This is a genomic window from Thermomonospora cellulosilytica (assembly GCF_014138835.1).
Lineage (GTDB): Bacteria > Actinomycetota > Actinomycetes > Streptosporangiales > Streptosporangiaceae > Thermomonospora > Thermomonospora amylolytica.
In genome coordinates this window covers 3820664-3841038 of the sequence record NZ_JACJII010000001.1, presented here as the reverse complement: position 1 = coordinate 3841038, position 20375 = coordinate 3820664, and the positions used below count along the sequence as shown (strand labels likewise).

At 76.2% G+C, this 20375-nt stretch carries 12 protein-coding genes; 6 read left to right on the top strand and 6 right to left on the bottom strand.

The annotated features are described in order from the left end of the window. Positions 1–7 precede the first annotated feature (7 nt). Positions 8–640 carry a DUF1707 SHOCT-like domain-containing protein gene (locus HNR21_RS18060; protein ID WP_182706106.1) on the top strand — a complete coding sequence of 211 codons (633 nt, stop codon included), beginning with the start codon at positions 8–10 and terminating at the stop codon, positions 638–640. Positions 641–644: 4 nt separating this feature from the next. On the opposite strand, the gene HNR21_RS18055 is transcribed toward HNR21_RS18060, so the two are convergent. The 6 genes from HNR21_RS18055 to HNR21_RS18030 form a co-directional block, all read right to left on the bottom strand. Next, positions 645–1469: a DivIVA domain-containing protein gene (locus HNR21_RS18055; protein WP_182706105.1), complete on the bottom strand. Its 825-nt coding sequence runs from the start codon at positions 1467–1469 to the stop codon at positions 645–647. Between the two features lie 57 nt (positions 1470–1526). After that, positions 1527–6065 (bottom strand): cation-translocating P-type ATPase, encoded by a 4539-nt coding sequence (locus HNR21_RS18050; protein ID WP_182706104.1) that lies wholly within the window; start codon positions 6063–6065, stop codon positions 1527–1529. Positions 6066–6147: 82 nt separating this feature from the next. Beyond that, the gene (locus HNR21_RS18045) at positions 6148–7953 is read right to left on the bottom strand and encodes a carboxyl transferase domain-containing protein (RefSeq protein ID WP_182706103.1); all 1806 of its coding nucleotides are present in this window, start codon (positions 7951–7953) and stop codon (positions 6148–6150) included. Positions 7954–8073: 120 nt separating this feature from the next. Continuing rightward, complete coding sequence (locus HNR21_RS18040) at positions 8074–9282, bottom strand: acetyl-CoA C-acetyltransferase (RefSeq protein WP_182706102.1); 1209 nt, start codon at positions 9280–9282, stop codon at positions 8074–8076. A gap of 117 nt (positions 9283–9399) precedes the next feature. Beyond that, complete coding sequence (locus tag HNR21_RS18035) at positions 9400–10560, bottom strand: CaiB/BaiF CoA transferase family protein (RefSeq protein ID WP_182706101.1); 1161 nt, start codon at positions 10558–10560, stop codon at positions 9400–9402. A 149-nt stretch (positions 10561–10709) separates the two neighbouring features. After that, a complete protein-coding gene (locus HNR21_RS18030) occupies positions 10710–12320 on the bottom strand; it encodes a hypothetical protein (RefSeq protein ID WP_119731076.1) in 1611 nt (536 codons plus the stop codon). 276 nt (positions 12321–12596) lie between these two features. Between HNR21_RS18030 and HNR21_RS18025 the strand changes: the two genes are divergently transcribed. The 5 genes from HNR21_RS18025 to HNR21_RS18005 all read left to right on the top strand — a co-directional run bounded on the left by HNR21_RS18025 (position 12597) and on the right by HNR21_RS18005 (position 20312). Further along, positions 12597–13349, top strand: a complete 753-nt coding sequence (locus HNR21_RS18025; protein WP_312881085.1) for a M50 family metallopeptidase — start codon at positions 12597–12599, stop codon at positions 13347–13349. A gap of 259 nt (positions 13350–13608) precedes the next feature. Beyond that, entirely contained in the window at positions 13609–14760 is a 1152-nt protein-coding gene (locus HNR21_RS18020; protein ID WP_312881084.1) for an SWIM zinc finger family protein, read from the top strand. 55 nt (positions 14761–14815) lie between these two features. Beyond that, positions 14816–16411 carry a DUF5691 domain-containing protein gene (locus HNR21_RS18015; protein WP_182706098.1) on the top strand — a complete coding sequence of 532 codons (1596 nt, stop codon included), beginning with the start codon at positions 14816–14818 and terminating at the stop codon, positions 16409–16411. A gap of 65 nt (positions 16412–16476) precedes the next feature. Further along, entirely contained in the window at positions 16477–17616 is a 1140-nt protein-coding gene (locus tag HNR21_RS18010) for an ATP-binding protein (RefSeq protein WP_182706097.1), read from the top strand. Beyond that, positions 17616–20312: a DUF5682 family protein gene (locus tag HNR21_RS18005; protein ID WP_182706096.1), complete on the top strand. Its 2697-nt coding sequence runs from the start codon at positions 17616–17618 to the stop codon at positions 20310–20312. The genes HNR21_RS18010 and HNR21_RS18005 overlap by 1 nt, the downstream gene beginning before the upstream one ends. Positions 20313–20375 lie beyond the last annotated feature (63 nt).

Genomic DNA, 20375 nt, shown 5'->3' with positions numbered 1-20375 from the left:
TGGTTCCATGACCAACCTCCCGGACCGCCGGACCACTCCGGATCCGCGCGATCTGCGGGCCTCCGACGCCGACCGCGAGCGGGTGGCCCAGACGCTGCGCGAGGCGGCCGGCGACGGCCGGATCAACCTCGAGGAACTCGAGGAACGGCTGACCGCCGCCTACTCCGCGCGCACCTACGGGGAACTGGAGCCGCTGACCCGCGACCTGCCGCTGTCCGGCACGGACGCCGCGCCTCCCGGCACCGCCCCCGACCTGCGCATCACCGGCGGCGAGCCCACCTCGACGGTGGGCGTCGCGGTGATGAGCGAGTTCAAGCGGCGCGGGCCGTGGACCGCTCCGCGCCGGTTCACCGCGTTCGCCTACTGGGGCGGCGGGACGATCGACCTGACCGAGGCCCGGTTCAGCGGGCCCGAGCTGCGGATCAGGGCGTTCGCGATCATGGGCGGGATCGACGTCGTCGTGCCCGAGGACCTGGACGTCACCGTGACCGGCGTGGGGATCATGGGGGCTTTCGACGACAAGGCCACCGGACCCGGCACGCCGGGCGCGCCGAAGGTCGTGGTGAGCGGGTTCTCGTTCTGGGGCGGGGTGACGGTCAAGCGCCGCAGGCGCAAGAACCGCGGCAGGGAGCTCGACTAGCGGCTCATCGCCCGAGCCGCTGCCGGTAGCCGGCGATGGCCTCGTCCACCTGCCGCCGGTCGTAGCCGCGCAGCACCACGTCGAAGTACGGCGGGAACTCGTGGTCGGCGACCGGCGGGAGCTGCACGTCGTGGCCGCGCAGCGCCGGGTGCCCGGTCCTGGCCCACAGCCGGACCAGGAACTCCTCGACCTGGTGCCGGTCGTAGCCGCGCCACCGCACCGTCAGGCCGTGCTCGCGGGCGGCCTGCGCCAGCAGCGGGGCCGGCGCCCGCCCCTTCCCGCCGAGCACGAAGTCCAGCCCGCCGTCGGGCTCGTCGTCGTCCAGCTCGATGCCCTCAAGCCTGGCCAGCTCCCGGCGGTAGCGGCGCATCGCCCCCTCCACCTCGAACCGGTCGTAGCCGCGCAGCACCACGTCGAACGACGTCCAGCCCAGGTGCCCGGCCGAGATCGGCGCGCCGTTGAGCGAAGCACCGGCCAGCGTGGCCTCGATCCGCGCCACCATCTCGTCCACCTGGTGCCGGTCGTAGCCGCGCAGCACCACCGTGAACTCCCGGCCGGACGAGGCGAGCCCGTCCGGCGGCGGCGCCGTCCCGGCGGGCGCGCCGCCTTCCAGGGCGGACAGCTCCTGCTGGTAGCGGCTCAGCACCATGTCCACCTGCCGGCGGTCATAGCCGCGCAGCACCACATCGAAAACCGTGTTCTGCAGCTCGGCGACACCGACCCGCGCCCCGCGCAGCGGGGCGCGGCCGAGAGTCCCCTCCAGCCGCGCGATCAGCTCATCCACCTGGCGGCGGTCGTAGCCGCGCAGGACGACCGGGAACTCCGGCATCACGGTCACCTCCGCCAGGGAGGGTATTGGAGGCCGGGGTCCCGGGACCAGAGCCGATCAGGAAGCGGGGGCGGGCAGCTCGCGGACCAGGCCGAGGGAGCGCAGCAGACGCGGGCCCGCCAGCGAGGCGGCGAACGCGGCCGCCGCCGCGCCGAACACCATCGTCCAGGCGGCCGGGCCGAGCGGGGTGCAGCCGAAGAACTGGCTGAGCACCGGGATCTCGATCACCGCCAGCATCACCAGCAGCGACGCCGCGCAGGTGGCCAGCACCGCCGGGCTGCGCCGCCCGGCCTGCAGGGTCTGCACGAGCTGGGTGAGCACCAGCGCGGCCAGCGCCATCGTCGAGGCCCGCCGCCCCCGGCCGGTCAGCCGCCCGGCGTGCCAGGCCAGGATCGAGCCGAACGCGGTGACCGCGCCGCGCAGCGCGATCGCCTCGTGCAGCGGGTCGGCCAGCGGCCCGCCGCGCGCCGGCGGGGCGGTGGCCTCGGCGTCCTCCTCCCCGTTCACCGCGGGCGGCGCCAGCGCCACCGCCAGCGCGGGCATCATGTCGGTCAGCGTGTTGACCAGCAGCAGCTGACGGGTCGACAGCGGGGCCCGGCCGCCCAGCGCGGTCCCGTACAGGGTGAAGGCGACCTCGCCGGCGTTCCCGCCGACCAGGATGGACACCGCGTTGCGGACGCTCTCCCACAGCGCGCGGCCCTCCAGCAGGGCCTCCACGATGGCGGGCAGGTCCCCGCCGCGCAGGATCAGGTCGGCGGCCGACTGGGCGGCCCGCGAGTCGCCCTGGGACAGGCCGATGCCGACGTCGGCGAGCCGGATCGCGGCGGCGTCGTTGGCGCCGTCCCCGGTCATCGCCACCGTCCGCCCGGCCCGCTGCAGCGCCTGCACGATCCGCACCTTGTGCTCGGGGCTGACCCGGGCGAACACCGAGGTGCGGGCGATCCGGGCGACGCGCTCCTTCTCCCCCAGCCGGTCCAGCTCGGCGCCGGTGAGCACCCGGTCGGCGCCGGGGATGCCCAGCCCGGCGGCGATGGCCTGGGCGGTGGCCGGATGGTCGCCGGTGATCATGACGACCTTGATGCCGGCCCGGGTGAGCCGCCGCACCGCGTCGGGGGCGTCCGGGCGGGGCGCGTCGGCGATGCCGACGAACCCGAGCAGGGCCAGCTCGGCGCTCTCGGCGAGCGTGTCGGCCCGCTCCAGGTCCTGTTCGGAGGGGCGGGCCTCGGCGACCGCCAGGACCCGCAGCCCGTCCTCGGCCAGCCGGGCGACGGCCCGGCGGGCCTGCTCGCGGCGCTCGTCGGTCATCGGGCGGGTCGTCGTTCCGGCCACCACCCGGGCGCAGCGCGGCAGCACCACCTCGGGCGCGCCCTTGACGGCGACGAGCGGGGTCTTCCGCCCGCCCCTGGCGGCCACGCCGGTGGCGGCCGAGTAGCCGCGGCTGGGCTCGAACGGGGTCTCGTACAGCAGCCGCCAGCCGGAGTCGTCGCCGAGGCGGTCGCGGGCGGCCTCCAGCACCGCCCGGTCGGTGGCGTGCTTGACCTCCGCGGGGTCCTCGACGGGCGGGCAGGCGCGGGCCCCGGCGGTCAGCAGCCGGCGGCCGAGCGCCGAGCCGGGGTCCACGTCGTCCCCGAGCCCGGCCAGCCGCACCACCCGCAGCCGCCCCTCGGTGAGGGTGCCGGTCTTGTCGAAGCACAGCGTGTCGACCCGGCCCATGGTGCCGAGCGTGCGGGAGGTGCGGGCCAGCACGTTGCGGCGCGACAGCCGGCGGGCGGCGGCCAGCTGGGCGACCGTCGCCACCAGCGGCAGGCCCTCGGGCACGGCGGCGACCGCCACCGACACCCCGGAGGAGACCGCCTGCCGGATCGACACGCCGCGGGCGAACGCCAGCAGCCCCACCAGCGCCCCGCTCAGCCCGGTGATCGGCAGCGCCAGCCGGGTCAGCTCGTTCAGCTGGGCCTGCACGCCGGCCGGAGCGGGGGCCCGGCCCGCCAGCGCGGCGGCCCGCCCGGCCTGGGTGGCCGAGCCGGTGGCGACCACGACCGCGTGCGCCCGGCCGGTCAGCACCGTGGTGCCCTCGTAGAGCATGCAGGACCGTTCGGCCAGGTCCGCGCCCGGGGCCGGGTCGACCGACTTGGGCACCGGCATCGACTCGCCGGTCAGGCTGGCCTCGTCGACCTCCAGGTCCTCGGCGGCCAGCAGCCGCGCGTCGGCGGGCACCACGTCGGACGGGCCGATGGCGACGATGTCGCCGACGTACAGGTCCTCGGCGGGGATGCGCTCCCAGCCGTTCTCCTCGGCGAACTCGCCGAGCGGCGGCGGCTCCTCGCCGGGGTGCAGCCGGCGGGCGGGGGGCCGCTGGCCGAGCAGCAGCTCGCCGAGGGCGTGTTCGGCGCGCATCCGCTGCACGCCGCTGATCACCGCGTTCCCGGCCATCACCCCGCCGACCAGGGCGGCGTCGACGCCCGATCCGACGACCGCGGAGGCCGCCGCGCCCAGCACCAGCACCGGGGTGAGCGGGTCGCGCAGCTCGTGGCCGATGGCGGTGGCCAGGTCCGCCAGCACCCGCAGCGGGCCGTGCTCGGGGAGCCTGCGGTGCCCGTTCCGCGCGGCGCGCAGGGCGACGTGCTGCTCGCGCAGCGCCTTCGCCCGTTCCAGCGCGGTGTCGGCGTCGAGGGCGTGCCAGGGCAGCCGGGGCAGCGGGCTCGGGACGCGGCGCAGGGCGAGCCTGCGGGCCGCCACCGCGCCGCCGACCAGCGCGCCCAGCGCCGCGGTGTGCACGGGGGCCAGCGAGAACGCCGAGGTGCGGCGCTGCCCGGTGACGACCAGCAGGGTGCCCAGCGAGGTGCCGCCCAGCGCCAGCCGGACCGCCCGCTCGCTGGCCTCCCGGGCCGTGCCGATCGCGGTGAACAGCCGCCACAGCTGCTCCAGGCCGGGCCCGCAGATCAGGTCGGCGCCCCAGCACTGGTCGCGGCCCTCGGCGGACGCGCCGAGCACCGCCACCCCCACGTCGGCGGCCAGCGCGGCCTCGGCGTCCCCGGCGGTGGCGACCAGCACCCCGTCGCCGGTGGACTGCAGCACCCGGACGTGCTCGGCCAGCGAGGTGCCCGCCGCCAGCGCGTCGTCGGCCAGCGGCAGCAGCTCGGCGGCGGAGGCGTGCTCGGTCAGCAGCACCCGCACGCCGCTGTCGCGGGCGGCGGCCAGCACGGCGTCGGCCAGCGGGTCGAGCCGGCTGCCCACCCGGACCCGGCCGAGCACGCCGTCGGCGTCGTCCACCACCTCCATCGCCAGGCCCTGCGGGTCGGTGGGCGAGCCGGGGTCCAGGCGGCGCAGCCTGCGCCCCTGGGCGTCGGGCCGTTCGCGCAGCTCGGGGTCGGCGGCCAGCAGCCGGGCGGCGACCCGCCAGACGTCCGGGTCGTCGGCGTCCAGGATCTGCAGGCCGTCCCCGCACAGCACCTTGGAGTCCACGACGACCGTCGAGACGCGGTCGAGCTTGCGGTAGGCCGAGCCCTGCAGCGGGATGACGCCGTGCCGGGCCAGTTCGCGGCCGAGCATGGCGGCGAACCCCTCACGGCCGAGCCGGGCGGCGCGCGGCACCGCCGCCAGGATCAGGTCTCCGGCCATCCCGGGAGAGCGGGCCAGGCCCAGCACTCCCCCGGCGGCGCCCAGCGCGGCCAGCGCCGACCGGTCGGCGTAGCGCTCGACGGGTCCGGGGGCCAGCGGAACGGGCCGGGGGGTGCGCGGCACGCCCTTGGTGGGCAGGCCGCCCTCGCACAGCTCCTCCTCGCGGCGGCACCACACGGCGCGGCGTTCGGCCAGCTCGGCGAGCAGCAGCCCGCGGTACAGCGCGTCCACGCCCAGCGAGGCGGGCTCCTGGGTGAGGCCGTGCACGACGGCGCTGGTGAAGGCCAGCGTCAGGTCGGTGCCGTGGCGGCCGAGCCGGGACTCCAGCAGCCGCCGGACCCGGGGCTGGGCGTCCACCAGCGCGACGGCGGCGCGGAACCCGCGCGGCAGCCGGGGCCAGCGCACGAACCGCCCGGTGACGGCCAGACCGAACGCGGTGCAGTCGGCGGCCAGCGCGATCGCCTCGGCGGTGACGGGGGCCTTCTCGGCGGGGTGGCCGCGGCCGGGGAAGTCCTCGTCGGTGCCCCCGGCGATCTGCTGGGCCTCCTCCACGGCCTCGACGGCGTCGACGATGGTGTCCAGCGAGACCTTGCCCTCGTCGAACGACGCGAGCACCTCGCCGGTGATCGCGTTGACCTCGGCCCAGCTCACGCCGTCGAGGGCGCGCACCGCCCGCCGCACCGCGTCCTGGACCCGACGGTCGGCGCGGGCCCGCAGCCCGCGGACCTCGACGTAGGCGCGGCCGTCGCGGCTCCACACCCGGCGCTGCGTGCGGCGCCCGATCAGGTTGCCCAGCTCGGTGCGTTCGGGCAGGCGGGACAGGTCCAGCGACGGCGGCCGGGGCAGCGGCGGTCTCGGCAACGGCGGCCGGGGCACGGGCGGGGCGGGCAGCGCCCGCGCGGCGCGCACCGGCAGGGCCGCCGCGGTGACGGCGGCCCTGGGGACCAGCTCGGCGGCCGATCGCAGCAGACCCATCAAGGCATCTCCGTGGTGTCCTGGAGCGAGTGCAGAGGGCCACTACCCCGCACAACGCCGCTGACACCCGCGGTGACCGGGCTCACCAGGTGTCGACGAAACCCCGGCGGTGTTCGGGGATCGGCACGTCGCGCAGCGCGGTGGTGATCCAGCGGCGGGTGTCGGCCGGATCGATCACGTCGTCGACCTCGAAGACGGTCGCCGCGCTGAGGGCCTTGCCGCGTTCGTAGGCGGCGGCGACGAGCTGCTCGAACGCGGCCTCCCGTTCGGCGGGGTCGGCGATGGCCTCCAGCTCGCGCCGGAAGCCGAGCCGGACCGCGCCCTCCAGGCCCATCCCGCCCAGCTCCCCGGTCGGCCAGGCCACCGTGGCGACCGGGACCCGCAGGCTGCCGCCGCCCATGGCCTGCGCGCCCAGCCCGTACGCCTTGCGCAGGATCACCATGCAGATCGGCACGCGCAGGTGCGCGCCGGTGACGAACAGGCGGCTGAAGTGCCGTACGGTCGCGGTCTCCTCGGCGTCGGGGCCGACCATGAACCCCGGGGTGTCGCACAGGGACACCACCGGCAGCCCGTGCGCGTCGCACAGTTGCAGGAAGCGGGCGGCCTTGTCGGCGGCGTCGCGGTCGATGGCACCGCCGAGGTGGGCGGGGTTGTTGGCGATCAGCCCGTAGGGGCGGCCCTCGATGCGGACCAGCGCGGTGATGATCCCGGCGCCGAAGCCGCGCCGCAGCTCCAGCACCGAATCGGTGTCGGCCAGCCCGTCGATGACGGCGCGGACGTCGTAGACGCGGCGGCGGTCCTCGGGGATGAGGGAGCGCAGCCGCCGCTGGTCGGGCGCGGTCCACTCCCGCGCCGGCCCCTGGAAGTACGACAGGTAGCGGCGGGCGGTGGCGACGGCCTCGGCCTCGTCGGCGACCGGGAGGTCCACGACCCCGTTGCGGGTCTGCACGTCGATCGGGCCGATCTGCTCGGGGGTGAAGGTGCCGAGCCCGCCGCCCTCGATCATCGCCGGGCCGCCCATGCCGATGTTGGCGTCCCGCGTGGCGATCACCACGTCGCAGCAGCCCAGCAGCGCGGCGTTGCCGGCGAAGCAGCGCCCGGCGGCGATCCCCACCAGCGGCACCCGCCCGCTGAGCCGGGCGAACAGGTGGAACGCCATGGTGTCCAGCCCGGAGACGGTGGGGGTGTCGGTGTCGCCGGGCCGCCCGCCGCCGCCCTCGGCGAACAGCACCACCGGCAGGCGCCGCCGTTCGGCCAGCTCGAACATGCGGTCCTTCTTGATGTGGTTCATCGCGCCCTGGGTGCCGGCCAGCACCATGTAGTCGTAGGACAGCACCATGGTGGGCCTGCCGCCCACGTCGCCGACCCCGGCCACCAGCCCGTCGGCGGGGGTGCGCTCGATCAGCTCCTGGAGCGGGCGGCGGGCGCGCTGCGCGGCGATGACCAGCGGGCCGTACTCGGTGAACGTGCCGGGGTCGCACAGGTCGGCGATGTTCTCCCGGGCGGTGCGCCGTCCGGTGGCGTGCCGCCGGGCCACCGCCTCGGGCCGGGCGGCGTCCTGCCCGATCTCGTGCCGGCGGAGCACCTCGGCCAGGTCCGCGCGGACCGCGTCGGCGTCCTCGGCCGTGCCGGGGCGTTCGGCGGCGGGCGCGGCGCCCTCGACGACGGTGGGCTCGAGGTAGGCGAGGGGATCGCCCTCGGCGACCGTGTCCCCGGCGGTCACGGTCAGCCGCCGCACGACGCCGGGCGCGGGGGCCTCCACGACGTGCTGCATCTTCATCGCCTCGAGCACCACCAGCGGGTCCCCGGCCGCCACCTGCTGCCCGTCGCCGACCTCGACGCTCTCGACCGTGCCGTGCATCGGCGCGGTGACCTGGACTTCCGTCACGCTCGCATCCCTTCGCCGTCACCTGGACGGGCATAGCGTGACATCCCGCCCGTTCCGCCGCTCACGCGGCCCGCACGGAACGGCCGGCCCCGCAGGAGCGCGGGGCCTACCGGCAGAGCGTCAGGCCGGGACGCGCTCGAAGACGGCGGCGAGGCCCTGGCCGCCGCCGATGCACATCGTCTCCAGGCCGTAGCGGGCCTGGCGGCGCTCCATCTCGTACATCAGGGTGGCCAGGATCCGGCAGCCGGTCGCGCCGACCGGGTGGCCCAGCGAGATCCCCGAGCCGTTGACGTTCATCCGCTCGAAGTCGCCGGAGCCGAAGCCCCACTCCCGGGTCACCCCGAGGACCTGGGCGGCGAACGCCTCGTTCAGCTCGATGAGGTCCATGTCGGACAGCTTCAGCCCGGCCCGCTCCAGCGCCCGCGCCGTGGCCGGGACGGGACCCAGCCCCATCAGCTCCGGCGGTACCCCGGCCACCGCCCACGACACCAGCCGGGCCCGCACGGTCAGGCCGAGCCGGTCGGCCTCCTCGCGGGTGGTCACCAGGCAGACCGCGGCGCCGTCGTTCTGGCCACTGGCGTTGCCGGCGGTGACGGTGGACTCGGGGTCGATCTTGGCGCGCACCGGCCGCAGCGACGCCAGCTTCTCCAGGGTGGTGTCGGCGCGGGGGTGCTCGTCGCGGTCCACCACGACGGTCTCCTTGCGGCCGACCACCTCGACCGGCACCAGCTCGTCGGCGAACCGCCCCTCCCGCTGGGCGGCCACCGCCCGCTGGTGCGAGCGCAGCGCCAGCTCGTCCTGCTCCTCGCGGGGGATGCCGTACTTGGCGCGGACGTTCTCGGCGGTCTCCAGCATCCCGCCGGGGACCGGGTGGTTCTCGCCGCCGGGGGTGACGCGGGCCCGGTCGAGCCGGTCCATCAGCTTGATCTCGGCGCCGGGACGGCTCCAGCGCAGCCCGGTCGCGTAGTACTCGACCTGGCTCATGCTCTCCACCCCGCCGGCGATCACGGTGTCGGCGGCGCCGTCGCGCACCATCGCCACCGCGTTGATCACCGCCTGCAGACCCGAGCCGCAGCGGCGGTCGATCTGGCTGCCGGGGGTCTCCACCGGCAGCCCGGCGTCCAGCGCGGCGACCCGGCCGATCGCGGGGGCCTCCCCGTTGGGGTTGCACTGGCCGAGGATCACCTCGTCGATGCGCTCGGCGCCGGTCCGCCGCAGCAGCTCGGTGATGACGGTCGCGGCCAGCCGCTGCGGCGTGACGTCCTTGAGCGCGCCGCCGTACCGGCCGACGGGCGTGCGGACGGGCGAACAGACGACGACCTCGCGCATGCGGTGACCTCCTGACGAGCGGCGATTCATCCCGAGTCTGCCGCATTCGCCGGGACGTTCCCGAACCGGGTCGCGCGGTTGTCCGCCCGCCCAACGCCGGGGCGCCGCGCCTGGGAGTCAGCCCTGGGCGACCACCCCGTCGGCCAGCAGACCGTCCACGTCGTCGACGCCGAACTCCGTCAGCACCTCGCGGGTGTGCCTGCCGGGCAGGGCGGGCGGCGAGGCGATCTCCCCGGGAGTACGGGAGAAGCGCGGCGCGGGCGCGGGCTGCAGGTGCCCCTCGTACTCGACGAACACGTCGCGTTCGGTGTTGTAGGGGTGTTCGGGGGCCTCGGTCAGCGACAGCACCGGCGCCACGCAGGCGTCACTGGGCAGGAAGATCTCCGCCCACTCGTCGCGGGTCCTGGTCTTGAACGCCTCGGCGAACCGCTCGCGCAGCCTCGGCCAGCCCGCCCGGTCGTGCTGGCCGGGCAGGTCGTCGGCGTCCTTGAGGCCCAGCCGGCGCAGGAACTCGGCGTAGAACTGCGGCTCGATCGCGCCGACCGCCACGTGCTTGCCGTCGGCGGTCTCGTACACGTCGTACCAGGGGGCGCCGGTGTCCAGCATGTTCACGCCGCGCTCGTCCCGCCACAGGCCCCCGGCCAGGAAGCCGTGGATGAACGTGGTCAGGTGCGCGGTGCCGTCGACGATCGCGGCGTCCACCACCTGGCCCCGTCCGCTCTTGTGCGCCTCCAGCAGGGCGGCGAGCATCCCGACGATCAGGTACATGCTGCCGCCGGCGAAGTCGCCGAGCAGGTTGAGCGGCACCTGCGGCGGGCCTCCCGCCCGGCCGATGGCGTGCAGCGCGCCGGTGGTGGCGATGTAGCCGATGTCGTGCCCGGCGCTCTGCGACAGCATCCCCTGCTGGCCCCAGCCGGTCATCCGGCCGTACACCAGCCTCGGGTTGACCGCCATGCAGTCGTCGGGGCCGAGGCCGAGCCGTTCGGTCACGCCCGGCCGGAAGCCCTCGATCAGCGCGTCGGCCCTCTCGACCAGCCTCAGCACCACCTGCCTGCCCCGGTCGGACTTCAGGTCGACCGCGATGGACCGCTTGCCCCGGTTGGTGAAGTCGGTGGCCACCGCCTCCGGCACGTCCGGGACCACCGCCGAGGGCCGGTCCACCCGGATCACCTCGGCGCCCAGGTCGGCCAGCAGCATGGCGGCGAACGGGCCGGGCCCGATCCCGGCCAGCTCGATCACCCTGACGCCCGACAGCGGTCCGCGCTTCGACCCGCTCATCCACGACCCCTTTCACATCCTGTTCCCAGGCACCGATGGGACACCGGGCGCGTGTCGTGCGCCCGGCCGTCCCAGTGTGCCGCATCACAGTAAGCGATCCCTGACCCGCCCCCTCGCGCGGATCCGGGGCCGCTCCGGACGCACCGGGGTCAGGCGCGCCGCGCGGTCACGGTGACCTGGCCGTCCGGCCGCTGGGTGAGGCGGGGGCCGGTGGCGACCAGCAGCCGCCCGGACAGCCCGGCGACCCTGACGGGACCCTTCACCCGGGGAACGGCCCCGGGCGCGGCGGCGGCCAGGTAGTACCAGGACTTGCGCGGCGACCGCCACCACAGGCCGCTCACCGGCCGCTGCCCGTCGCAGGCGCCGGCCCGGTGGTGCCGCCCGTTCGGCTCGATCAGGGTGGCCTGCGTGGAGGTCTCGCCGCCGGGGTGGGTGTAGCGGGTGCACACCCAGCGGGCGGGCCTGGCCTGCTCGGGCAGCCTGCCGGACCAGAACTCCCAGGCGACGGCCTCGTTGACCGGCCGGTCCGGGGCGGGCAGGGCGCATCCCAGCCGTTCCCACAGCCTGAGCCCCGCCGAGTCCGGGGCGACCGCCTTGGGGTCCGCCCCGGCGGAGGCCCGGTGGCGGACGGCGGCGGGCGCCGGGCCGCCCAGCTCGGCGAGCATCACCGAGCCCTCCGGATCCGTGAGCCGCAGCACGGGGCCGCGCCGGCAGGTGGTGTCGGCGGCCACCGGTCCCGCCACGCCCTCCCGGAGGGTCATGTCCTTGCCGTCGGGAGTCTCCACCTTGGTCGCCCACGGCGCCACCAGGTAGTGCCCTCCGCCCAGGGGCAGCACCTCCGCCCCCTTGCGGGACGGGACCTCCTCCAGGGTCCGGCCGGGCTCGGTATAGCGGGCGACGCGATCACCATGCCGCAGCAACGCCGTCGAGGTCGCGCCGATCCTTCCGGCGTACAGCAGTTGCGGGGCGGCGTCCCGCCCCGCCTTGCGCACCCAGGCGGCGTGCGCGCGTGCGGTGAACTCGTCGTCGGTGACCAGCGTGCCGCGGGCAGGCCACACGTCGAGGGTGCGGGGGGCGCCGGCCCAGTCCCGGGGCGGGGCCTTGACCAGCTTGCCCTGGAGGGCCTCGGCGGGGTTGGAGGAGGGGCTGGTCTCCAGGACGAACACCGTCCCGACCAGCGCCACGGTGAGGGCGGTGGCCACCGCGATGGGCAGCCGGGTGCGCCGTCGCAGGGCGCGCCGGTGCGCCTGCCGCACCGACAGGTCCGACAGCACCCCGGCGGACCGGCCGCCCAGGTCGGGGACCCCGCTGACCGCCTCGACCGCCTCCAGCACGGCCGCCGGCTCCGGCACCCCCAGCTCGACGAGCTGGTCGCGGACGGCGTACCGGGGCATCTTCTCCACCTCGCGCAGCACGTAGGCCACCCGGACCGCCGGGTCCAGCTCGGCCAGCGCCAGGGTCAGCGCGGGGTCGGGCAGCCGCGGCGGCAGCCCGCGCAGCCAGGGGCCCAGCCCGACGCGCAGCCACCAGGCCGGCCGCATCGCCCGCCGCAGCACCCGGGTGCGCATCCGGGCGTAGCCGAACCGGCCCGGCCGGGCCGCCCGGCCCCCCAGCAACGGGAACTCCCCGTCGACGATCCGCTGCGCGACCGCCAGCCGGTGGATGCGCTTGCCCTTGCCGGGCAGGACGAGATACGCCAGCCGTACCAGGTCGCGATAGCGCCGCTCGAGCACGGCGCCGGGCGGGGCTTTCTGCGGCATGAAAGGGCTCCTTCGAGAAGCGGCTGAGAAAGGTGCACCGGTGCGCCGGTGCGCAGATGCACCGGGACACCGCAGGTTAGGGAGCACCGCAGAACGCCGTCCGGGAATTGAACCAAGAATTAAAGTGGCGGGTGCATATATCGCCTTTTGTCCCCCGCTCTCCGGCCCCGGTGTGACCGTCCTCACCGGCCGCCGCCCGGCCCGGCCGTCCCGTTCCGAACGCGCGGGCCGCCCGCAACGTCCTAATCTGGGGCGACGGCGACGAGATCACCCGAGGTGGACGTGGACGCAGCAGGCATCGGGGAACTGTGGCACAACCTGACCAGCGCGCAGCCCGATCCGCCGTGGTGGCTGGTCGTCCTGGCCGGGATCGTCGCGCTCGGCGCGGTCGTGCACGGCCCCACCTGGCGGGTGGCCCGCAACGTGGTCACCATCGCGCACGAGGGCGGCCACGCGCTGGCGGCGCTGCTGACCGGCCGCCGGCTGGACGGGATCAAGCTGCACTCCGACACCTCCGGGGTGACGGTGTCGCGGGGCAGGCCGGACGGCCCCGGGATGGTGTTCACCGCGCTGGCCGGCTACCTCGCTCCCCCGCTGCTGGGGCTGGCGTTCGCGGCGCTGCTGAGCTGGGGGCGGATCACGCTGATGCTGTGGGCGTCGCTGGCGCTGCTGGCCGGGATGCTGGTGATGATCCGCAACGCCTACGGGGTGCTGTCGGTGGCGGCCACCGGCCTGCTGATCTTCCTGGTGTCCTGGCTGGGCACCGCGCAGGTGCAGGCCGCGTTCGCCTACCTGGCGGCGCTGTTCCTGCTGCTGGCCGGGACACGGCCGGTGGTCGAGCTGCAGCGGATGCGGTCCCGGCAGATGGCCCCGTCCTCCGACGCCGACCAGCTCGCCCACCTGACCGGGGTGCCGGGCCTGGTGTGGGTGGGGCTGTTCGCGTTCGTGTCGCTGGCGGCGCTGCTGGCCGGGGGCAAGCTGCTGGCCCCCGACAGCGCGGCGGTCCTGTCCGGGTTCCTGAACGACTGAGGCGTGCTCCGTCCGGGGGGACGCGCCCTCAGGCCGCCGGGCGGCGGACCGGCCGGAAATGTCAGAGGGGCCCGATAGCGTCGGGAACGTGAGCGATCGTTGGGGCCGCGAACAGGTTCTCGGGCTGGCGCCGGACGCGGCGGGGGCCAAGGCGGCGGGAAGTGTCACCAAACCCGCCAAATGGCGCGGCGCGGGCTGCGACGACGGCAGTGTGTGGGGCGAATGCCAGGGCAGCGGCAAAAGCCTTTATCAGACGTGTGTGGATCTGTCGGAACCGGCGTTCCGCTGTTCGTGCCCGAGCCGCAAGTTCCCGTGCAAGCACGCGCTGGCCCTGCTGTTGCTGTGGAGCGACGGCGCGGTGCGGCCCGGCGACCGGCCGCAGTGGGCGGCCGAGTGGCTGGACCAGCGGCGCGAGCGGGCCGCCCGGGCGCGGCGCAAGGAGCCGGCCGCCCGCGCCCCCGACCCCAGGACCGCCCAGCGCCGCGAGCAGCGCGTCGACGACGGGGTGGCCGAGCTGTCGGTGTGGCTGCGCGACCGGATCGGGCAGGGCCTGGCCCGGCACGACGACGCCGACCACGGGGCGTGGGCCGACGTGGCCCGCCGGATGGTCGACCAGCAGGCCCCCGGGCTGGCGAACACGGTCAGGGGCCTGTACTCGCTGCGGTACGGCGACGACTGGCCCGGCCGGATGCTGGCGGAGCTGGGGCTGCTGGCCCTGCTGCTGCGGGCGTACCGCCGCCGCGCCGAGCTGCCCGAGCCGCTGCGCGCCACGGTCCGCTCCCGGGTCGGCTTCACCGTCCCGCAGGAGGAGGTGCTGCGCGGCGAACGGGTCCGCGACGAGTGGTACGTGACCGGCTCCCGCGACGCCGAGCAGGACCAGATCACCACCCGCCGGGTCTGGCTGCGCGGGCGGCGCACCGGGCGGTCCGCCCTGGTGCTGTCGTTCGCCGCGCCCGGCCGTCCGCTGGACGCCTCGCTGGTCGTGGGCACGGCGTTCGACGGTGAGCTGGCGTTCTACCCGGGCGCCCAGCCGCTGCGCGCGATCGTGGCCGAACGCCACGGCCCGGTCCCCGCCGTCCCGCAGGGCACCACCGTCGGCGGTCTCCTCCAGGAGTACGCCGACGCGCTGACCCGCGACCCGTGGCTGGAGTCCTGGCCCGCCCTCCTGCGGGACGTCCGCCTGGCCACCCCCAGGGACGTCCCCGTCCGCCCCGACACCCTCCACGTCATGGACCCCCACGGCGACACCCTGCCGCTGCACTTCCCGTCCGTCGAGGAGTCCCGCCGCGACCCCTGGCGTCTCCTGGCCGTCTCCGGCGGCGCCCCGTTCACCCTGGCCGGCGAGTGGTCCCCCGGCGGTCTGCGTCCGCTGTCCGCCTGGCACTCCCAGGAGGGGCTGGTGGTCCTGTGAACGGCCGGTGGACGGAGAGCCGGGATCCCGGTGCGGCCGAACGGGAGGCGGCGCGGTGAGCACGTGGGACGAGCATGTCAGCACGGCCCTGCTGGGGACCCGGCGGCGTTCGGTTCCGGCGCCGCCCGCCGACGTGCCGGGCGGTGCCGTCGCCGGCGAGGGCGAGGACGCGGCATGGCGGCTGCTGGAGCAGGCCGCGGTGCTGGCGGTGGCGCGCCGGGCCGGGTGGCGGCCGGGGACGGCGGAGGAGTTCTCGCCGGTGGCGGCCTGCCCGGCGGAGAGCGCCCCGGTGGTGCCCCCGGCGGCGGCGCGGCGGCTGGAGCGGATCCTGACCGAGGGCGACCTGGGACTGCTGCCGGAGTGGCTGGAGACGGCGGCCGCGCGCGGCTACCGGGTGCCCGCCGGGCTGCTGCCCCGGCTGCTGGAGCTGGGACGGGGCTCGACGGCGCTGCGGCCGGCGATCGCCGGGGCGGCCGGACGGCGCGGGGTGTGGCTGGCCCTGCGCAACACCGACTGGGCCTACCTGGTCGGGATGAGCGCCGACGCCGTGGGCGACGACCCGCAGGTGTGGCAGACCGGCACCCGCAACGAGCGCGTCGCCTACCTGACGCGGCTGCGGCGGCGGGACCCGGCGGCGGCGGTGCGGACGCTGCGGGAGACGTGGACGCGGGAGCCCGCACCGGACCGCGCCGCGTTCCTGGCCACCTTCGAGCACGGGCTGTCGGACGCCGACGAGGAGTTCCTGGAGGCGGCCCTGGACGACCGGGGCAAGGACGTGCGGCGGCTGGCCGCCGACCTGCTGGCCCGGCTGCCGGGCTCGGCGTACGGGCGGCGGATGGCCGGGCGCGCCCGCGCCTGCGTGCGCCCCGAGGTCCGCACGGTCCGCAGGCGGCGGCAGACCTGGCTCGTCGTGGAGCCGCCCCAGGGGCACGACGAGGACATGGCCCGGGACGGGATCCCGTTCCATCCGCCGGGCTCGTTCATGGCCGACTCCCTGGCCGACCGCCCGGTCGGGGCGCGGGCCGGGTGGCTGCGCGAGATCCTGGCGCGCACCCCGCTGTCCACCTGGACGGACCTGCTGGACCGGCCGCCGATGCAGGTGGTGTGCCTGCCGGTCGCCGACGCCCGCGAGGGCGCCCGCCAGGACAAGGACGGCGACGAGCGCAGCACCCGCGACCTGCACACCGGCTGGGTGCGCGCCACCGTGTGGCAGCGCGACGTCGAGTGGGCGCGGGCCCTGCTGAAGAGCGGGGTGCTGTTCGCCGACGAGTCCCAGGCGATGGCCGACCTGCTGGGCGTGCTCCCCGAGGGGGAGCGCGCCGCGGTGGCCGGCGACCTGCTGCGCTGGATCGAGCGGCCGGACCAGGCGGTCACCCTGCTGGAGTGCATCCCCGGCCCGTGGACCGGTGAGCTGGCCGAGGCCGTGCTGGTGCTGCTGACCTCCCTGGCGACCGAGGAGGCCGAGGCCCGTTCCGCCCGCCGCCGGCACCGCGGCCTGGCGTCGCTCTGCGAGCTGGCCGCCCACCGGCTGTCCCCGGACGCCGCCCCGCGCGTCCAGCGCCTGGCCCGCGCCTGGCCCGACCACCGGCCGCTGGACGAGCTGGCGCACACCCTCGGCTTCCGCGACGAGATGTTGCGGGAACTGGCATGACATGCCTCCCCGGCCCGCCGGGGAGCCCATCGATCGACCCGACGCACCTGGAAGGACCGCCTCGCATGGCCGAAGCCGCAGGCCCGCCCGCCCACGACCGCACCGGCAGCGCCGACCGGCAGACCGAGCGCACGGTGCTGCGGCCGCACGCCGAGCAGCAGTTCGCCGACGAGCTGGCGCTGCTGGCCGCCCGCGACGACCGTCCCCGGCCGCCCGGCTGGCGGCTGTCCCCGTGGGCGGTCGTCACGTACCTGCTCGGCGGCGAGCTGCCCGGCGGCGGCGTGGTCACCCCCAAGTACGTGGGGCCGCGCCGGCTGATGGAGGTCGCGGTCGCCACGCTGGCCACCGACCGGGCGCTGCTGCTGCTCGGGGTCCCCGGCACCGCCAAGACCTGGGTGTCGGAGCACCTGGCGGCGGCGGTGTGCGGCGACTCGACGCTGCTGGTCCAGGGCACCGCCGGGACCTCCGAGGAGGCCGTCCGCTACGGCTGGAACTACGCCCGGCTGCTCGCCGAGGGCCCCTCCGAGCGGGCGCTGGTGCCCAGCCCGCTGATGCGGGCGATGCGGGAGGGCATGGTCGCCCGCATCGAGGAGCTGACCCGGATGCCCAGCGACGTGCAGGACACCCTGATCACCATCCTGTCGGAGAAGACGCTGCCCGTTCCGGAGCTGAACACCGAGGTGCAGGCGCGCCGCGGGTTCACCGTGATCGCCACCGCCAACGACCGGGACCGCGGGGTGAACGAGCTGTCGTCGGCGCTGCGCCGCCGGTTCAACACCGTCGTGCTGCCGCTGCCCGCCAGCACCGACGAGGAGGTCGACATCGTCTCCCGCCGGGTGGAGCAGATCGGCCGGTCGCTGGAGCTGCCGGAGGTCCCGGCCGGGCTGGCGGAGATCCGCCGGGTGGTCACCGTGTTCCGGGAGCTGCGGTCGGGGATGACCGCCGACGGCCGGACCAGGCTGAAGTCCCCGTCCGGCACGCTGAGCACCGCGGAGGCCATCTCGGTGATCACCAACGGGCTGGCGCTGGCCGCCCACTTCGGCGACGGCGTGCTGCGCGCCGCGGACGTGGCCGGCGGCATCGTCGGCGCGGTCGTCCAGGACCCGGTGTCCGACCGCGTGGTCTGGCAGGAGTACCTGGAGACCGTCGTCCGCGAACGCGACGAGTGGCGCGACTTCTACCGGGCCTGCCGAGAGGTCTCCTAGTGCCCCGTACCGAGTTCTACGGAATCCGCCACCACGGCCCGGGCTCGGCCCGTTCCCTGCGCCGCGCGCTGGAGGAGTTCAAGCCCGACATCGTCCTGATCGAGGGCCCGCCCGAGGCCGACGCGATCGTCCGCCTGGCCGCCGACCCCGGCATGGTCCCCCCGGTGGCCCTGCTCGCCTACACCACCGACCCCAAACCCCCGGCCGAGGACGCCGCCGCCCCCTCCGACCAGGGCCGCCGCGCCGCCTTCTGGCCGTTCGCCGAGTTCAGCCCCGAGTGGCAGGCCATCCGTTACGCCCTCGAGGCGGGCATCGAGATCCGCTTCTGCGACCTGCCCGCCGCCCACCAGCTCGCCTTCCCCTCCCCCGCCGACCCGGCCGACCGCCCGGCCGACGACACCGCCGAGACGGCGCAGGCCGTCATCAGCGGCCGGGGACAGGCCGGTGCGGTCGGTCCGGACCGTCGGCCGTCCGACGGCACGAGGCCGCAGACCGCCGACAGCGGTGCAGACGCCGTGTCGGCAGGCCGTCCGGCCGGTATCACGCAGGTGGCCGCCGACCGCCAAAGGTCCGGCGGCACAGGCGCCCCGGGCGATCACCCGGCCGACGACGCGGCCGCGACGCCGGATGCGGCCGGCAGCGGCCGAGGGCCCGGTGACGCCGCCGCTGTGAGCGGGTGGGCGTTCGGTGGGGCCGGGGCCGTTCCCGGGGTCTCGGTCGACGAGCGCGGGCAGGACGAGAGCGAGGGCGGGCCGGGGGACGTCGCCTCGGAGGAGGAACGGATCCGGCTGGATCCGCTGGGGTGGCTGGCCCGGGTGGCGGGCTATGACGACGCCGAACGGTGGTGGGAGGACGTCGTCGAGCATCGCGGCGAGGGGCCGTCGCCGTTCCCGGCGATCGCGGAGGCCATGGCGGCGCTGCGGGAGGACCTGGAGGAGCGGCCGCCGAGCGGGGAGCATGCGATCCCCGAGGCGTACGCCCGGCGGGAGCGGCAGCGCGAGGCCCACATGCGGCGGACGCTGCGGCGCGCCCTCAAGGAGGGATACGCGCGGGTCGCGGTGGTGTGCGGAGCCTGGCACGTGCCGGCGTTGCAGGCGCAGGTGCCCGCGAGCGAGGACGACCGGACGCTGCGCGGGCTGCCCAAGCGGAAGGTGGCGCTGACCTGGGTGCCGTGGACGCACGGCCGGCTGGCGCAGTGGTCGGGCTACGGGGCGGGGGTGCGGTCCCCCGGCTGGTATCGGCATCTGTTCGTCTCACCTGACCGGCCCATCGAACGCTGGCTGACCGAGGCCGCCCGGCTGCTGCGCGAGGAGGACCTGCATGTCTCGTCCGCCCATGTCATCGAGGCGGTGCGGCTGGCCGAGACGCTGGCCGCGCTGCGCGGCCGGCCGCTGGCGGGACTGGACGAGGTCACCGAGGCCGCCCGCGCGGTGCTGTGCGAGGGCGCCGAGGCGCCGCTGGCGCTGATCCGGGACCGGATGGTGGTGGGCGAGCGGCTGGGCGCGGTGCCCGGCAGCACGCCCATGGTGCCGCTGCAGCGCGACCTGGAGGCCGAACGCCGCCGCCTCAAGCTCAAGCCGTCCGCCCTGGTCAAGGAGCAGGACCTGGACCTGCGCAGGCCGCTGGACCTGGAGCGCAGCCGGCTGCTGCACCGGCTGCGGCTGCTGGACGTGCCGTGGGGCGAGCCCGCCGCCCCGCTCGTCCGGGGCAAGGGCACGTTCCGGGAGACCTGGACGCTGCGGTGGCAGCCGGAGTTCGACGTCGCGCTGATCGAGGCCGGGGTGTGGGGCACCACGGTGCGCGGCGCGGCGAGCGCGCGGGCGCAGGCGCTGGCCGCCGAGGCGGAGACGCTCGCCGACCTGACCGCGGTGGCCGAGCGCTGCCTGCTCGCCGACCTGGGCGACGCGCTGCCGTCCGTGGTGCGCGCGCTGTCCGACCTGGCCGCCACCGACGTGGACGTCGGCCATCTGATGGCGGCGCTGCCCGCGCTGGTGCGGACGCTGCGGTACGGCGACGTCCGCGGCACCTCCGTCGGCGGGCTGCAGACGGTGGTGGACGGCATGGTGGTGCGGATCTGCGTGGGCCTGCCGCCCGCCGCCCACGGCCTCGACGACGACGCCGCCCGGCAGTTGCTCGGCGACATCAACGCGGTGCACGAGTCCATCACCCTGCTGGACTCCGGATCCGGCGACGGGCCCGGGCACACGGCGCGCTGGCGGGCCACCCTCGCCGGCCTGCTCGACCGGCCCGGCCTGCACGGGCTGGTGGAGGGGCGGCTGACCCGGCTGCTGCACGACGCCGGGGCGCTGGACGACGTGCCCGACCGGATGGCCCGCGCCGTGTCGGTCGGCGAGGAGCCGGCCCGCGCCGCCGCGTGGATCGAGGGGTTCCTGTCCGGCGACGGGCTCGTGCTGGTCCACGACGAGACGCTGCTGCGCCTGGTGGACGGCTGGATCGCCGGGCTGGCGGCGGACTCGTTCACCGACGTGCTGCCGCTGCTGCGCCGCACGTTCGGCCGGTTCGACGCCCCGGAACGGCGCGCCATCGGCGAACGCGCCCGCGCCCTGACCGCCCCCGCCGCCGCGTCGGCCGCGCGCGTCCCCGACGACGTCGACCCGGCACGCGCGCTCCCGGCGGCCCGGGCGGTCGCGCGGATCCTCGGCTGGTCCTCCCCCGGCAGGGAGGAGAAGCCATGACCCCACGGCTGGGGCCGAGGGGCCGCGGCTCCTCATCGCCCACCGGTCATGAGGGCGCAGTCC

Coding starts and splice junctions, on each gene's coding strand:
- HNR21_RS18060 (WP_182706106.1), top strand. CDS start 8: ATGACCAACCTCCCGGACCGCCGGACCACTCCGGATCCGCGCGATCTG.
- HNR21_RS18055 (WP_182706105.1), bottom strand. CDS start 1,469: ATGCCGGAGTTCCCGGTCGTCCTGCGCGGCTACGACCGCCGCCAGGTG.
- HNR21_RS18050 (WP_182706104.1), bottom strand. CDS start 6,065: ATGGGTCTGCTGCGATCGGCCGCCGAGCTGGTCCCCAGGGCCGCCGTC.
- HNR21_RS18040 (WP_182706102.1), bottom strand. CDS start 9,282: ATGCGCGAGGTCGTCGTCTGTTCGCCCGTCCGCACGCCCGTCGGCCGG.
- HNR21_RS18035 (WP_182706101.1), bottom strand. CDS start 10,560: ATGAGCGGGTCGAAGCGCGGACCGCTGTCGGGCGTCAGGGTGATCGAG.
- HNR21_RS18030 (WP_119731076.1), bottom strand. CDS start 12,320: ATGCCGCAGAAAGCCCCGCCCGGCGCCGTGCTCGAGCGGCGCTATCGC.
- HNR21_RS18010 (WP_182706097.1), top strand. CDS start 16,477: ATGGCCGAAGCCGCAGGCCCGCCCGCCCACGACCGCACCGGCAGCGCC.